Source organism: Pseudomonas fragariae (ex Marin et al. 2024) (assembly GCF_059621105.1).
This window is the reverse complement of record NZ_CM184369.1, coordinates 3,646,072-3,661,811: the sequence shown is the minus strand read 5'-3', so window position 1 is coordinate 3,661,811 and position 15,740 is coordinate 3,646,072. Positions and strand designations below refer to the sequence as shown.

Below are 15,740 nucleotides of genomic sequence, written 5' to 3'. Positions count from 1 at the left end.
ACGCGTTTATCCAAGAGCGATCGCCCTGCCGCGAGATTAGGGGTTGCGCCCGCAAACAAAAACAGGCTTATGTTCCGAACGTATAGGACAGGGTTGTCCTGAATAGGAGTGGGTATTGGAATCGCTCGGAAGCATCGCCGTGTTCGTTCTGGTTGCTGAAACGCGGAGTTTTACCCAGGCCGGAAAACGCCTGGGCATCTCTTCGTCGGGGATCGGCAAGAGTATTGGCCGTCTGGAGGAGAGCCTCGGCGTCCGCCTTTTTCATCGCAGTACGCGCAGTATCGCCCTGACGCTGGAAGGCTCGATATTCCTTGAGCGTTGCCGGCGGATTCTGTCGGAGCTGGAAGCGGCGGAAATGGAGTTGAGCAATGCCAGAGACTTGCCCAAGGGCAGGTTGCGGATCAGTTTGCCATTGGTCAGCGGACTGGTGATGCCGGTGATCATCGACTTCATGCGTACCTATCCCGATATCGAACTGGACATCGATTTCTCCGACCGCATGGTCGATATCATCGAGGAGGGCTTCGATATCGTGTTACGCACCGGCGATCCCGGTGACTCGGGGCTGATGTCGAAGCGGATGGGCAGTTTCCAATTGCGCGTTGTCGGCGCTCCGGACTATTTTGCCCGGCACGGTATACCCCGGCATCCTGGGGACCTGAGTCAGCACGCCTGCCTGTTGCACAAGTTTCCTTCCACTGGAAGGTTTGAACACTGGCCGCTGCGCCGTGAGGCGGGCGTCGACGATCTCGAGTTACCCCAGGCCATGGTGTGTAATACCACCGAGATTCTGGTGGACGTCGCGCGGGCCGGGTTGGGAGTTGCCTGTCTGCCGGACTTCATGATTTTATCGGCCATTCGCAACGGCGAGCTGATACCTGTCCTGGATGACTACACGGTGCATACCGGAACGTTCAGATTGCTCTGGCCGTCCAGCAAGCATCTTTCGCTGCGCCTGCGAGTCTTCATTGATTTCATGCACACCCATTTGTTCGCTCCTCCGTCAGTATGACTGCGCGGAGCGAGCCTGCAGCACCTGGCAAGGAGCACCGCTATGTACACGCTTTTCGGCACGCAAGGTTCGGGTTCGGCTGCGATCGAGATAGCGCTTCGGCGTTGCTCGGTGCCTTTTACCCTGAGCGAAGCCTGTGGGTGGGAAGAGGGGCCTGGCAAGGAGGCGTTGAGGCGGGTCAACCCGTTGATGCAGGTCCCCACGCTGTTGCTGGCCGATGGCACGGTACTCACTGAAAGTGCTGCGATCCTGATTCATCTGGGCCTGGAGCACCCCGACTCCGGACTTCTGCCTGGCAAGTCCGCGCAGCGTGCTCAAGCGCTACGCGCGCTGGTTTACATTGCAGCCAATTGCTACGCCGCCATCGGCATCATTGATTACCCGCAGCGCTGGCTGGCAGGTTCCGACGATGATCTGGAGAGGCTGCTCGAAGCGGGCGCCCGGACGCGGTTGCATGAACACTGGGAGACGTTTGCCGACCTGTTTGGTGATGCCGGGATCTGGCGTTGCGATGCGCCCGGCGCAGTGGAGATTCTGGCCTCTGTCGTGACGCGATGGAGTGGCGCGCGCGAGCACCTGCGTAACACCCGCGCGGATTTTCATGCGCTGTTGCTAAAGGTTGACGCGGAGCCGCTGGTCAACGCGGTCATACGACGCCATTGGCCTTGGAAACCCCCGGCGACAGGATGAAGCAGGTTAGAAAATAAAAAAGCCGAACAGTGAATGTTCGGCCATTTCTATTTAACGGGTATTTAACGGGTATCTGAAGTAACCACGCCTCGCTGGCGATGAGCCGTTGTTATTGTTCGGTTATATGAGCCGGTGCGTTCGTTGCACTGATCGGGCCCAGTATTCTCAAGTAGAGATGCACGGTAGTGCCGCTTCCTGGTGCTGTTTCGACGCGTGCGCCTCCGCCGGCATTTACCGCAAACTCCTGCACCTGAACAAGGCCAAGCCCGGCACCAGGGTCCGAACTTCGGGTTGTGAAGAAGGGTTCGAACATCTGCTCCTTGAGCTCGGCGGTCATGCCAGGACCGTTATCTTTCACGCTGAGTACCAGATAATCGCCTTCCGGGAATTGCGGGTCGTCCTTGACGGACTCCAGCCGGGTCGAGATATGCACCTTGCCGGGGCCTGAAATTGCATCACGCGCATTGCTCAGCAGATTCAACAAGGTGGTATGCAATTGCGCTTCGGCGCACAACACGCCCCAGCCTCGGGCGGATAGGTCGAATGACAGCTCCAGCGTGTCGCCCGCCGAACGCAACAGAAGATCACGCGCGGCATCGATCCGTTCGCTGACATCGATGCAGATCAGTTCGGAACCGTCCTGGCGAACGCTGTTGAGCAGGCGAGTCACCAGTTGGCGACCGTGATCCACCGCTCGCAGTCCGGTATCGCTGAGCGTCTCGACGTCGGTCGGACGGCGTGAGCGCATGCGAATCAGTTGCAGGCTGGCGCTCAGTGCCTGGAGCAGGTTATTGAAGTCATGAGCGATGCTAGCGGTGAGCATGCCCAGCGACGACACCCGTTGCGACTGGCGCAGGTTGCGCTCCAGCGCCAGGCTTTGGCTCTGTGAGCTTTCGAGCCCCAGCGCCAGTTCGGCGGCGTGCTGGTCACGCTGCTCCGAAACCAGGCGGTATTGCATCAGGGCTGCGGTTTGCCGCGCCAGTGCCAGCAGGGCACGACGTTGCTGGTCGCTCAGTACGCGCGGCCAGATATCGATCACGCAGACGGTGCCCAGTGCATGGCCGGCCTCGGTACGAATCGGCGCACCCGCATAAAAGCGGATGTAGGGAGGCCCCAGCACCAGCGGGCTCTCTCTGAAGCGAGGATCGGTGGTCGCGTCTTCAACCACCAGCACATCGGAAGGCTGCAGGATGGCGTGGGCGCAGAATGCCAGGTCGCGATGCGTCTCCTGCACGTCCAGGCCGATGCAGGCCTTGAACCACTGGCGTTCTCGGTCAACCAGCGAGACCAGCGCAATGGGCGCGTCGCACAGTGTTGTGGCGAGCAGCACAATGTCGTCGAAGTCTTGCTCGGGAGCACTGTCCAGTATCTTGAGATGCTCAAGGGACAGGACACGTTCTTCCTCGCTGGCGGGAAGTGGCGCAGGGTGGTGGGTCATGGGGCGCACCGCGATCGGATGAAATAGGTCTTATGATGCCTATGATCCATAGAGCGCAGCAAGGTATACACCGCATAAATCAGCTCGGCGTGCGCAGGTTTGAGCGGTGTCCCCCTTATTCGGGCTACTCGGTCGACATAAAGTGAGGCAATCGGGCGCAGTTCGCAGGGCGTCATGATCGGGCTCGAATACCCTCGCAACAGTCACTTCTTACTGTTGGCGCCGACTCTTTCAATCCTATATATCGAGGTGATATTAAATGACGCTCGTAATAAAAATTAAAGTTCGCTCGACATAAGAAGTTTGCAGGTGTCGAGAGTAACGAGCGGACCTTTCTGAATGTGGCATTTGTAACTTATTATGTCCATATTGTACGTGCTGTGTAATAAACTGCCGTCCGGTTTTTGCCTTGGCAAAGATCGTGAGCCCATTAATAACGTCCGTATTCTTCTGGAGCAACGCCAATGCCCGGCCCAAATGAATCAAGTCCTGCCGAACTTCTGCCCGAGGGAGCTCCCGACGATCGAGTCACCAGTCTGCTATGGGGGCCATTCTGGCTCGGGGATTCGTCCGGCACCCATTTGACTTACAGTTTTCATAAGGCCGACTCTGTCTATGCCACTGACTACAGTCGCTCTCAGGAACCGGGCGATGCCTATTCGCTGACCGACGCCCAGGCGGCAGCCGCAAAAAGCGCACTGGATGCCTGGAGTGCGGTGGCAGATATCAAGTTCACCGAGGTTCAGGACACCCCCGATAATGTCGGAGACATCCGTTTCGGCGGCTTCAAGGGCCTGCAAGGTACAGAGTTTGGCCAGGCTTATGCGCCGGGTACGCTGGGCCGCTCCGGCGATGTCTGGATCGGGCCGAACGTCAACGCGGCCGATCCTGCCAAGGGCACGGATGATTACCTCACGTTCATGCATGAAACCGGTCATGCACTGGGGTTGAAGCATTCGTTCGAAGCCTCGCAGTACAACGATGTTCTGCTCGATGCCAAATTCGAAGATGCGCGTTACACCATCATGAGTTACACCAACAATTACAGCTTCAAGCCCACCACGCCGATGCTGCTCGATGTTGCGGCCATGCAGTTCATATACGGCGCCAACACCCACTATCACACCGGCGACGACGTCTATAAATGGGCACCCGGGCAGTCGGTATTCGAGACCATCTGGGACGCTGGCGGCAAAGACACCATTGATGCCAGCAATCAGGAAGCATCGGTGAAAATCAACCTCAACGAGGGTGAGTTCAGCACCATCGGCAAGGCGTTTCTCGATTACAACGCGAACCCGGACGCGCCGACGTTGATGAATTCCGGTCTGGCGATCGCCTACGGTGCACACATTGAAAACGCCATAGGTTCTGCCTTCAATGACACGCTGATCGGCAACGATCTGGATAACGTGCTCAATGGTCGCGGCGGGCTGGATACCATGATCGGCGGGCTGGGCAACGATACCTACGTCATCGATCAGGCAGGCGAACTGGACCTGGTTCAGGAAAAGGCCGACCAGGGCATCGATACGCTGAAGATCACTTACGACAATACCTCGCCCATCGCACAGGTCATCAACCTCAATGCCGGGACGTTAGCGAACTTCGAGAATGTCCACCTCAAAGGCGAGGGCGCCTTTACCGTGCTGGGCAATGATCGCAACAACACTCTGACCGGCAACGATGCGGACAATGTTCTCTTCGGCGGTGCCGGCAATGACAAACTGGTGGGCGGTCAGGGCGCCGATATCATGACTGGCGGTAGCGGTGCTGACCGTTTCGTGTTCAACGATCTGTCGGAAATGGGCAAAGGCCACAACAGCGACGTGATCACCGACTTCAATAGCCAGCAAGGCGACAAACTCAGCTTCCTGAAGATGGATGCCAACGTGGACACCAAGGCCCTCGATGCTTTCAGCTTCATCGGCAGCGGCGAGTTCACCGGCGCTGGCCAACTGCGCTTCGCCGACCATGTGCTGTCCGGCAACGTCAACGGCGACCTGCATGCGGACTTTGAAATCCAGCTGGTCGGCGTCAGCGAGTTCCATGCCCACGATCTGGCGGTCTGATCGCTGACCTGAAAGACCGATCTCAATGACAGGACTGCGCCGCTGACAGGCGCAGTCTTTTATGGCCGAATCTCCCCTTCTTTTATGGTTTTAATCGCGCACCGCAATTGTGCGACGCGTCGTTTTGCGCGTTTTTCGGCACCGTGACGGTGCTGTTACAAAATTTAAAACCACAAATTCAATATATCCAACAAAACCCACTTGACTCATCAGGGGCTGCTGAATGTAATGCCCCGACAGTCGTTGGTGCCGTGCATTACGCATAAGTGTCTGAGAGGTATCTGCTTTGATTGAGTCCAAGCCATCTTCCATGCCTACCGTGATTGAAGCTGCCACGCGTGTTCGCGAAGGGGGCCTGACGCCGATACGTTTGACCGAGTTGTGCCTGGCAGCGATCGAAACCCACAATTCCACACTGAATGCATTCGGTGACGTATACACCGATGCCGCGCTCGAACAGGCCGCAGGCATGACGGCCGAACTGCAGCGCGGTGAGCTACGCGGGCCGCTGCACGGCATACCCTTCGGCATCAAGGATCTCTTTTCCACTGCCGGGCTGCGCACCACGCGGGGTTCGTTGACTGCGCTGGAGTCGGTGCCGGTTCAGGACGCACCGATCATCCGTCGCCTCAAAAACGCTGGCGCAATTATTCTCGGCAAGACCGCGACCACCGAGTTCGGCTGGACGGGCGCCAGTACGTCGCGGGTGTTCGGCAACGGACGCAACCCGTGGGACCTGAGCCTCACCAGCGGCGGCTCCAGCTCCGGTTCGGCCATCGCCGTGGCGGCGCGCATGGTGTCTGCGGCCCTGGGCTCGGATGGCGGCGGCTCGGTGCGCATACCTGGCTCGTTCTGTGGCGCATTTGCCCTCAAGGGTACATTGGGGCGTATTCCCACCTGGCCCTGGTCGGCCACCGAAATGCTCAGTCATGCCGGGCCGATCACCCGAACCGTGCGCGACAGCGCGTTGCTGTTCGACATTCTCTCGGGCCCCGATCCACTCGATCATCAGGCGCTACCAGCCCCCGACGAGTCCTTTCTGGCCCGTTGCGACCAGCCGCTGAAACCGTTGCGCATCGGTTTCTGCCCGACCCTGTTCGACACGCCGGTCGATGCGCAAGTCGCTGCAGCGGTTGACGCTGCCGTGGGTAATATCGCCAGATCGCTGCCCGTTACAGTCAGCACGCTCAAGCCGGATTGGCAGGACCCGCTGGCGACCTTCGAAACTCTGTGGGTCGCCGGGCGCGGTATTGCCTATGGCAAGGCGCTTGCGCAGAAGCTGGACCAGCTCGATCCGGGCTTTGCCGATCTGATCAAGCGCTCTGCCCAGTACAGCCTGAGTGATTATCTACAGGCACTTCAACAACGTGCGGCGTTCGCCAATCAGGTGCACGCGCTGTTTGACGATTACGATCTGCTGCTCATGCCCACGCTGCCGATCCTGCCGTTTGCCGCAGACGACGTAGCGCCCGTCGGCTATGCCGGACAGGACGGCGCTGTGCCGTGGGCGCGCTGGACGCCGTTCACTTACCCTTTCAACATCACCGGCAACCCGGCCGCCAATCTGCCTTGTGGGCGCAGTAGCGCAGGACTGCCGATCGGTCTGCAGGTCGTCGGCCCACGCTTTGCTGATGCCCAGGTGCTGCAGTTCTGTGCTGCGGTAGAGGCCATTGCGCCCTGGGATCAGCACCTGCCACCGGTTTCGGGGCAATAGGCATGTCGCTCTCGCACGCAGATCAGCGGCCCAAGGGCCCGGACACTGGAGCCATCACTTTGCAACGGAATGTCACCCCCATGCTCAATCAGCCGCGTCTGGACGAAATCATGCGCCTGCTCGTTCAACAACAGCGGGTCAAGGCGTCGGACCTTGCACAATTGCTGTTCGTCTCCGAAGAGACCATCCGCCGCGACTTCAAGCATCTGGAGGAGGAGGGCAGGTTAAGGCGAATTCACGGCGGCGCCATTCTGCCCAGGTCCAGCGAAGAATTGCCGTTGCAGGAGCGCAGCAGGCTCAAGCCTCGCGCCAAGGCGGGCATCGCTGTGCGCGCCGCGCAACTGGTCAGCGAAGGCATGGCGATCTTCCTCGACACCGGTACCTCGACGCTGGCGCTGGCCCAGCAACTGACCCGGTTCAGCCAGCTGAAGATCATCACCAATTCGCTGGACATCGCCCAGCTGATATCGCACCAGAGCGACAATCAGGTGCTGGTTGCGCCCGGCGATGTGCGGCGCACCGACAACGCCTTGATCGGCCCCCACACGCTGGAATTCGCCCGGCAGTTTCACTACGACATTGCCTTCATGGGCATCGGTGGCATTGACCTGGACTTCGGCCTGATGGATTACCAGGAACCTGAAGCCATGTTGCGCAGGACGCTGGTCAGGCACTGCACGCGCAGCGTCGTGCTGGCCGACGATGGCAAGTTCGGTCATCGCACCTTTATCAATACCCTGCCATTTGCCGCGATCACGACTCTGGTCACCAATCGCGCGCTATCCGACGAGTTTGCGACACGCCTGGAGAACGATCATGTCGACACCCTCTATTCCTGAGCTGATCGAGCCGAGCGCAACTGATCTGGCAGCGTTCGAAGCCTTGTTTCGGCAAAGCTCGGCCATCGGTGCGACACCGGCCGGTGGCCTGCATCGGCTGGCGGCCTCGGCTGAAGACGGTCAGGTACGTGACCTGTTTCGGGACTGGCTCGAAGCGCACGGCTTCGAAGTCCGTATCGATGCGGTGGGCAACCTGTTCGGCCTCATGACCTTTGATCCGGATGCGCCTTATCTGCTCTGCGGTTCGCACCTGGACAGCCAACCGAGTGCCGGGCGTTTCGATGGCGTATACGGCGTGCTTGCCGGCGCCGTGGCGGTGTCCAGTCTGACGCGGCAATTGCTTGAGCGTGGTGAAGTCCCGCGCTGCAATCTGGCGGTCGTCAACTGGACCAACGAGGAGGGCGCGCGCTTTCAGCCGAGCCTGATCGGCAGTGGTGTGTTCACCGGTGCCTTGACGCTGGACAGCGCCTGGGAAAGCCGCGATGGCGACGGTATCCGTCTCAAGGACGCCCTGCAGGCCATCGGTTATCTGGGCAATGATCAGGTTGACTTGAACATTGCCGGGTATGTCGAAATTCATGTCGAGCAGGGCGCTGGCCTGGAAAGCAGCCAGACGGCGATCGGCGTGGTGCGCGAGACCTGGGCCGCCCTGAAACGGCGGGTACGTTTCGACGGCGAACAGAATCACACCGGCCCCACGCCCATGGCCGCGCGCCGGGATGCGTTGCTGGCCGCCGCACACACCATCACTGCGGTGCATGACGAGGCCTTGCAGCACGGCGTGCAGATGCACAGTTCGGTAGGGCGTATCGAGGTCTACCCCAATTCGCCCAACGTGGTGCCGTCGCGGGTATCGCTGCTGATTGAGTACCGCTCCCGCGACGTCGATCTGCTAAGTGCTGCCTCGGAACGCCTGGATGCAACGCTGCGTGCGATCGCTGACAAGACCATGACCGCGTTTGAAGTGGAAAGCAGCGTGCTGCGCTCACCTGCCAGGCTGCATGAAGGGTTCGCTGCACTGGCGCATGACGTAGGCGCCGAGCTGGGTTTGTCGACCACCGACAGCATGACCGTGGCCGGTCACGACGCGATCAGTCTGAACAGGCGCTATCCCGTATGCCTGCTGTTCATCCCCAGCAGTAATGGCGTTTCTCATAACGAGGCCGAATACACCAGCGATCAGGACATGCACAACGGTTTGCGCATGCTGACCGGTCTGTTGCATCGGGCTTGCACCTCGTCCGCTTCATTTGGTTGAGGGGCTGACCATGTCATATGCCGACGACTTGACCACACGCCTGCGCAGCGCATTGGCACATTGCGGGTTCGCGGCAGACGCCGGGATCGAGAACGTTACCCAGGGCGTTGCGTCACCCTCGAGACTGTCGACCGAGTGGGCCGGCTTTCGGGTCAGCAGTGCGCAGGGCGGTTGCTACGCCAAGGTTCTGCATGCCGACATGGCGCCACTGATCGATTTCGACACGGTAGCCCAGGCCAGCGACTGTGCCGGGCTTAGCGCTGCTGCACCGCGTTTACTTGGGGCAGACCAGGCCACTGGCGTGCTGATCTTCGAGGATCTGGGCCCGGACTGGCGAGCTGCGCGGCTCGACGATCTGCTCGCACCCGGCCGGCTTCAGGCACTGTGGGCACTCAAGCGGCAGGTGCATGCCGGGCCGGTGCCTGATGTGGTGCGCTCGCCAATGGCGGACATCGAGCGCCTGCGCGCAGTGTGCGAACGCGACAACGTTGCGCTGCCTGCCGAGCATCAATGGATCGACCGTTGCGTCGACATGGCCTGGCAGTCGCTGCAGAGCCGATCCGTGCAAGCGGTTCCGCTGCACGGCGACGGTGTGTCGAGCAACGTCATGGTGTCCAGCGAAGGTCAGTTGCGTCTGGTGGATTTTGACTACGGTGGCTGCATGGACCCGTGGTACGACGTGGCGATTACCCTCAACGAGCTTTATTCGTTCGAGCGCCAGTGGCGCGAAGGAATCGGCGCGTGGGCCGGGCAATGCCTGGAAATCGACTACGCCGTGTGCCGTCTGTATGCGCTGATCAACGACTGGTACTGGACATTGTGGGGGCTTTGGGCCGGTACCACGTCCTCGCGGCCACTGGAGTTTTCCAAGGTCGGGCAATGGACGCTGCTGCGGTGTCGGCAGTGCGTTCAGGACCCGCGGCTGGAAGGCTGGATGCGTCAGGTTCAGGAGGGTAGAGCATGAAAACGTTAGGGCAGTCGGTCAGTACCCAGGAGCGACAACTGGAAGCCGCCGTGCGCAGCATCGACAGCTGGCAGGGCCGCCGCGTTGACTACGAGCCTGTCAGTGGTGGCATTTCCAACACCAACTGGCGGGTCGAGGTCGAGGGTGCCGACACAGCGTACTTCTTCAAGGTGCCAGGCGTCGGTACAGAGATGTTCATTGATCGTCACACTGCTCACGAGGCCAGTGTGAAAGCTGCGCAAACCGGTTATGGCGCGCCGGTTTTCGCCTTTCTCGAAGCCTTCGGTGTCGAGGTGTTCGAATTCATGGAGGGCTGGCGGGCGTCGTCCAACCATGACTTCCTGCAACGCGACATACGCCACAGTGCCCTGCGCGGGCTCAAGGCGTTCAACGATCAGCCGCTGCTGCAACAGACCAAGACCGTGTTCGACATGATCACCGAGCACCAGAGCCAGGTGGCCGAACTCAAGGGCATCAAGCCTCAGGATGACGACTGGCTGTGCCTGCAATACCAGCGCGCAAAAGCTGCGCTGCAAGCTTCCGGGATCGATCTGGCGCCGTGCATGAACGACACGCTGGCAGGCAATTTCATGCTCAACGCGGATCGCCAGATTCGTCTGGTGGATTTCGAGTACGCCTCCAACAACGACCGCCATTACGAATTGGCGCTGTGGTTCGGCGAGATGTTTTTCAGCGACGACATGGAGCTGGCGCTGATCGAGGACTACTTCGGCCAGGTCAGCGCGCAAACCGTAGCGCGGATCAAGCTCAACAAGGCCTTGGCCGACATCAAATGGTCGACCTGGGCGATGGTGCAGCACGCGGTGTCGCAACTGGACTTCGACTTTTACAAGTACGGCGCCTGGAAACACATGCGGGCGCGCAGCATCATCAATGATTCGCAATGGGAAACCTGGCTGCGGCAGGCCTGAGTCGATCTCGTCCGGCGCGCCTTTGAACATTCAAGGCAAGTATTTCAATAATAAAAAAGTAGCGGGTAACCGCGTGTTTCTTTCACTGCTTGAGTTTTATCCGATCACTTATCCATAGCCAGATCCTGAAATTCAAGGAGCACTCCATGAGTAACGTTCCGTCCCTTTCTACCCCCGGCCGCCTGAAGAATCTGGTGTTTGGCCTGTACTTCTTCGCGCTGCTGATGATGGCGCTGTTTCCGCCGTTTTACCTCAAGGTCAGCGGCAGCAGCGTGCTGGTGCTCGGCATTCCGCTGCCGATCTTCTACTGGATTCTGATCGCGGTGCTCATGGGGCTGGGCCTGTGGATGCTCTACGTGGTCGAGTCGCTGCTGGGTGAAATTCCACAAGAGGGGGACGGGCAATGATCAGTACGACTACGGTTTCGGATCTTTACATCACCTTCGGCCTGATCGGCGTGTTTCTGGCGGGCATGATTGCGGTGCTGTACGCGACGAACCGCAAGAGCGAGAGCTTTTCCGATTACGCGGTGGGTGGTCGCTCTTACGGGCCGTGGTTCATCGCCATGTGCTACACCAACTCCTGGTGGCCGGGCGCAACGTTCACGGCGTTTTTCGCCTTGTCGGTCGGTGGCGCGCTGGGCTTTTACGGCATGGTCTACGCCACGCTGGGCGTAACCGCGATGTACCTGATGGCCAATCGTGCCTGGACCTGGGGCAAGCGCTTCAACCTGACCACCCAACCGGATTTGCTGGGCATGCGCTTCAACAGTCCCGTGGTCAAACGCATTGCTTCGATCATCGGCATCATCTCGGTATTCCCCTGGGTGGTGATGGGGATTCAGGCCCTCGCGACGCTTTTCCAGTTCGCCAGCTTCGGCCGCTGGGGCGTGACCACCTGCCTGCTGGTCGGGGTGGTGGTGATCCTGATTCGTCAGTACTGGACAGTGAGCATGGGCATGCGCGGCCTGATCATGACCGACATGTATCAGGGGTTGATTGCCTATGTGTTGTGCGCCGGGCTGTGCATCTTCCTGCTGTTCGGCGCGCAGGCGTCGTTCAGCAACCTGTCGCAGTTGCCCGCCAGCATGCTGGTGATTCCTGGCGGAGCAGGCAGTACCTACGGGCCGATGTACATGTTCAGCCTGATCTTTACCGGCGTTATCGGCTCGATGTGCTGGCCGATGAGCTTTCAGCGCATCTACACCGCCAGCGGCGTGCGTTCGGTGAAGAAGGGCACGCTGCTGACCATCCTGCTGGTCGGCGGCTTCTACGGCATTCTGATGCTCTTCGCCGCAGCAATCAGCCAGGACCCGAATGTCGCGGCTCATCCGCAACACGGCTGGTTCCTGTCACTGTTCGACATCGGCGGGCCATGGCTGCTTGGCGTGGCAATCATGATCGTGCTGGCGGCCAGCATCGGTCATGTCGACGGCTGCGTTCAGGTGTGCGGCACGCAGTTTGCCAATGACCTGGCGACCTGGAGCAAGCCACGCAGTGATCGCGAGAAGACCATTCTCGCCAAGGTCGGCATGGTGGTGTTCATTGCCGCGGCCTCATTACTGGCCTACCTGACCTTCGACTATGCCCGCCTGCAATTGCTGGCGCAGATTTCCTATCAGGGCATCATCCAGTTGGCCGTGCCGCTGTTCTTCGGCGTGTTCAGTCGTCGTGGCAACAAGCAAGGCGCGATTGCCGGCATGCTGGTGGGGATCGTGATCGCCATCGTACTGACCACGATCTACCCGGATGACATTCCGGCACTGGGTTCGTTGACCAGTGGCATCGTCGGTCTGATTTTTAATGCGGGCATCTTCGTTGCCTGTGCCGTTGCCATCAAACCGAGTGCGGATGAAGTCAGACGCGTCGACGAGTTGTTCGCCATGGCCGCGCCAGCGCGGCGCGGCGTGGGTCCGGTTGTGGCGATGAGCTGATGCCGCCTGCGGCTCAGCGCGTATTGATAAAGTCGATGAAAGCCCTCAGCGGCGAGGGCAGGTAGCGGCGCCCCGGGTAGTACAGATACGGCCCGGTGAAGCGCTGCCACCAGGGTTCGAGTATCGGTTCCAGTGCGCCGCTGTCCAGGTGAGGGCGTAGCCAGTCCTCGAACAGATGAACAACGCCCAGCCCGTCGATGGCGGCCTGCACAGTCAGATCGAACGCTCCGCCTATCCTGACGGTGAGAGGGCCTGTGGGGTCAACCTTGACGGTATCGCCGTCCCGCTCGTATTCCCACAGCGGTATGACCCCGCTGGGGAATTTTCCTCGCAGACAGGCATGCGCGAGCAGATCTCGCGGGTGCTCGGGGCGTCCTCTGGCCTGCAGATAGGCCGGTGACGCAGCCGTCGCAAAACGCTGGAACCTCGGGCCTATGGGCACCGCGATCATGTCCTGCTCCAGGCGTTCGTCGTAGCGAATGCCGGCATCGCATCCGGCTGCAAGCATGTCGACGAAGCTTTCTTCGGTGACCACCTCCAGGCGGATGTCGGGGTAGGTCTGCAGGAACGGTGTGATGATCGAGGGCAGCACCAGCCTGGCGGCGCTGACCGGAACGTTCAGCCTCAGAGTGCCTGACGGGCGATCGCGAAAGTCATTGACCACATCCAGGGCCGACTCCACTTCGCCCAGTGCGGGCACAATACGCTCCATAAGCCTGGCGCCAGCCTCTGTCGGAGCCACGCTGCGAGTGGTGCGATTCAGCAGCCGCACCCCAAGCCGCGCCTCCATGCGGCGAATGGCGTCGCTGAGGCTGGAGGCGGATTTGCCGCTGAGCCGCGCTGCCTCGCGAAAGCCTCTGGCATTGACCACGGCGACGAAGGCCAGCAGGTCCTGAATATCGGTAGTCATTGTCGTGGCCCGGTTGCTCTGTTCAGTGTTCGCTCAGGCGTACAGGTTGTGCCGATTACGCATGATTATCAATACAGTGCTCAGTGCCTATAGTGAGGAACACACATCGAATCAAGGGGCACTAAATGAATCATGCAAACAAGGCAGGTACGTTCCTGTTGGGCAGCCATCGCGTCAACCGCATGGGCTATGGCGCGATGCAACTGGCCGGGCCTGGCGTGTTCGGTCCTGCAAAAGATCCGCAGGGCGCCATCGCGGTATTGCGCGAAGCCCTCGCCCTGGGGGTAAACCATATCGATACCGCAGACTTTTACGGCCCGCATGTCACCAATACGCTGATTCGCGAAGCGCTGCACCCTTACGCGGATGACTTGCTGATCGTCACCAAGGTCGGCGCAGTGCGTGGCGCGGATGCTTCATGGAATCCTGCATCCAGCCCGGCGCAATTGACCGCGGCGGTCCACGACAACCTGAAGAACCTCGGGCTGGAGGTGCTCGATGTGGTCAACTTCCGGGCATGGGGCGAGCAGCATTCACCCGCAGAAGGCTCGATCGAGGAACCGTTGACGGTGCTGGCCGAGTTGCAGCGCCAGGGTCTGATCCGTCATCTCGGGGTCAGTAACGTCACTGCCCGGCAAGTCAGGCAGGCGCAGGGGATTGCCGAGATTGTCTGCGTGCAGAATCACTACAACCTTTCGCATCGCCATGACGAGCCGCTGATTGCAGAACTGGGCGAGCAGGGCATTGCGTATGTCCCGTTCTTCCCGATGGGCGGATTTTCACCCCTGCAATCGGAAACCCTGAGCCGAGTAGCCGCTGGGCTGAATGCCTCGCCGTCGTGTGTCGCTCTGGCCTGGTTGCTGCAACGTGCGCCCAATATTCTGCTGATTCCGGGCACCTCATCCATCGCTCATTTGCGCGAAAACCTTGCCGCCAGCGAGCTGGTGATTGCGCCGCAATTGCTCGCCGAACTCGATAGTGTTGCTTAGAGGGATAGCTGTTGAGCAACCCGCCTGAATGCTTTCGGGTGGGTCTGTTTTAAAGGCTGCTGCTCAATCAGAGTCTGCCTTCCTCGCGCAACAGTGCGCCGATACGTTCTATTTCCAGCTCGCCCTGAATCAGCGCGGCTTTGCTGGTGTGCACCGAGTAGTAACCTGTGACCAGTTCGTGCGGATGCTTGACTGCCGATCCCAGCACGAAGTGGGTATCACCCTTGGCGACGATGTCGATGGGGCGATCCGATTCCTCGAAAATCACCAGTTCACCCGCGCCGACCTGGCCGCCCGCGTCGAGCTGTCCGGTGTTGACTGCCAGCCAGCCTACGCTATGGCCCGCAGGCGGTGTGTAGCGCCAGTGCTCGCCATCCTTTAGCTGTACTGCCAGATAATTCATGCCTTCCGGTGCCGGCAGGCTGCTCTTTGCGCTGCCATAGCGTCCCAGCAGCACGCTTGCCGGGCCTTGTTGCGCAACCTGCGCTGCCGACAGGTATACGCTCTGTGCCGGACCATTTTCCTGCGCGGCGGGCAGCGCGACCCATAGCTGAAAGCCCCTGACAGCCGAACCGCTTATCGGCTGGGCGTCATGCCAGACGCCATTGCCGGCGCTCATCCATTCCACACCGCCGCTGGGCAGTATCCCGGATTTGCCGGTGGTGTCCTCATAGGTGAGTTCGCCTTCGATCATGTAGGTCAGCGTTGCGATACCCGAGTGCGGGTGCATGCCGAATCCCGTTTTACCCGGCTCGGAGGTGAAGCCGATTCGATCCAGAAACACGAAAGGCTTCAACACTTGACCCAGATCGCCCGGGCTCACCAGTCGGGTGATCGGCCCACGGGTTCTGCCGGTGGTGCGATGGACGATGGCGCGTGGCCGAATGCTGACGATGCTGTTCATGGCGTTTTCCTCTGGGCCTTGATGCCTGAGCGCAAAGAATAAGCGTCAATGCATTGCTTGATTAGCCGGTATAGTTGGCTTGGAC

Annotated in this window: 14 protein-coding genes; 11 read left to right on the top strand and 3 right to left on the bottom strand. The window is 60.0% G+C overall.

Annotated features, from left to right (window positions below; all coding sequences use genetic code 11):
• Positions 1–115 precede the first annotated feature (115 nt).
• Together AC54XV_RS15720 and AC54XV_RS15715 are read left to right on the top strand one after the other, a co-directional pair.
• The gene (locus AC54XV_RS15720; RefSeq protein WP_011268187.1) at positions 116–1,012 is read left to right on the top strand and encodes a LysR family transcriptional regulator; all 897 of its coding nucleotides are present in this window, start codon (positions 116–118) and stop codon (positions 1,010–1,012) included.
• 42 nt (positions 1,013–1,054) lie between these two features.
• Complete coding sequence (locus AC54XV_RS15715; protein ID WP_024659999.1) at positions 1,055–1,702, top strand: glutathione S-transferase; 648 nt, start codon at positions 1,055–1,057, stop codon at positions 1,700–1,702.
• 109 nt (positions 1,703–1,811) lie between these two features.
• Here AC54XV_RS15715 and AC54XV_RS15710 read toward each other — a convergent pair whose 3' ends face one another.
• Positions 1,812–3,140 carry a sensor histidine kinase gene (locus AC54XV_RS15710; RefSeq protein WP_122335990.1) on the bottom strand — a complete coding sequence of 443 codons (1,329 nt, stop codon included), beginning with the start codon at positions 3,138–3,140 and terminating at the stop codon, positions 1,812–1,814.
• A 464-nt stretch (positions 3,141–3,604) separates the two neighbouring features.
• Here AC54XV_RS15710 and AC54XV_RS15705 point away from each other — a divergent pair, with 464 nt between their 5' ends.
• The 8 genes from AC54XV_RS15705 (at position 3,605) to AC54XV_RS15670 (ending at position 12,852) form a co-directional block, all read left to right on the top strand.
• Entirely contained in the window at positions 3,605–5,212 is a 1,608-nt protein-coding gene (locus AC54XV_RS15705) for a M10 family metallopeptidase (protein ID WP_060409390.1), read from the top strand.
• A 310-nt stretch (positions 5,213–5,522) separates the two neighbouring features.
• On the top strand, positions 5,523–6,926 hold the full coding sequence (locus AC54XV_RS15700) for an amidase (protein ID WP_060409391.1): 1,404 nt from the start codon (positions 5,523–5,525) through the stop codon (positions 6,924–6,926).
• A gap of 80 nt (positions 6,927–7,006) precedes the next feature.
• Complete coding sequence (locus AC54XV_RS15695; RefSeq protein ID WP_024639596.1) at positions 7,007–7,765, top strand: DeoR/GlpR family DNA-binding transcription regulator; 759 nt, start codon at positions 7,007–7,009, stop codon at positions 7,763–7,765.
• Positions 7,743–9,023, top strand: a complete 1,281-nt coding sequence (locus AC54XV_RS15690; RefSeq protein ID WP_024639595.1) for a M20 family metallo-hydrolase — start codon at positions 7,743–7,745, stop codon at positions 9,021–9,023. Before AC54XV_RS15695 ends, AC54XV_RS15690 begins: the two co-directional genes overlap by 23 nt.
• Positions 9,024–9,033: 10 nt before the next feature.
• Positions 9,034–9,987, top strand: coding sequence for a phosphotransferase family protein (locus AC54XV_RS15685; protein WP_024642682.1), 954 nt, complete (start codon positions 9,034–9,036; stop codon positions 9,985–9,987).
• Complete coding sequence (locus AC54XV_RS15680) at positions 9,984–10,919, top strand: choline kinase family protein (RefSeq protein WP_003400536.1); 936 nt, start codon at positions 9,984–9,986, stop codon at positions 10,917–10,919. The genes AC54XV_RS15685 and AC54XV_RS15680 overlap by 4 nt, the downstream gene beginning before the upstream one ends.
• 146 nt (positions 10,920–11,065) lie before the next feature.
• Entirely contained in the window at positions 11,066–11,326 is a 261-nt protein-coding gene (locus tag AC54XV_RS15675; RefSeq protein ID WP_003364607.1) for a hypothetical protein, read from the top strand.
• Positions 11,323–12,852, top strand: a complete 1,530-nt coding sequence (locus AC54XV_RS15670) for a sodium:solute symporter family protein (protein WP_054091918.1) — start codon at positions 11,323–11,325, stop codon at positions 12,850–12,852. The genes AC54XV_RS15675 and AC54XV_RS15670 overlap by 4 nt, the downstream gene beginning before the upstream one ends.
• Before the next feature lie 13 nt (positions 12,853–12,865).
• On the opposite strand, the gene AC54XV_RS15665 is transcribed toward AC54XV_RS15670, so the two are convergent.
• Positions 12,866–13,762: a LysR family transcriptional regulator gene (locus AC54XV_RS15665; protein WP_011268178.1), complete on the bottom strand. Its 897-nt coding sequence runs from the start codon at positions 13,760–13,762 to the stop codon at positions 12,866–12,868.
• 125 nt (positions 13,763–13,887) lie between these two features.
• On the opposite strand from AC54XV_RS15665, the gene AC54XV_RS15660 reads away from it, so the two are divergent.
• Entirely contained in the window at positions 13,888–14,751 is an 864-nt protein-coding gene (locus AC54XV_RS15660; RefSeq protein ID WP_003400541.1) for an aldo/keto reductase family oxidoreductase, read from the top strand.
• A gap of 67 nt (positions 14,752–14,818) precedes the next feature.
• On the opposite strand, the gene AC54XV_RS15655 is transcribed toward AC54XV_RS15660, so the two are convergent.
• Positions 14,819–15,655, bottom strand: a complete 837-nt coding sequence (locus AC54XV_RS15655) for a pirin family protein (protein ID WP_024639590.1) — start codon at positions 15,653–15,655, stop codon at positions 14,819–14,821.
• Between the last annotated feature and the right edge of the window lie 85 nt (positions 15,656–15,740).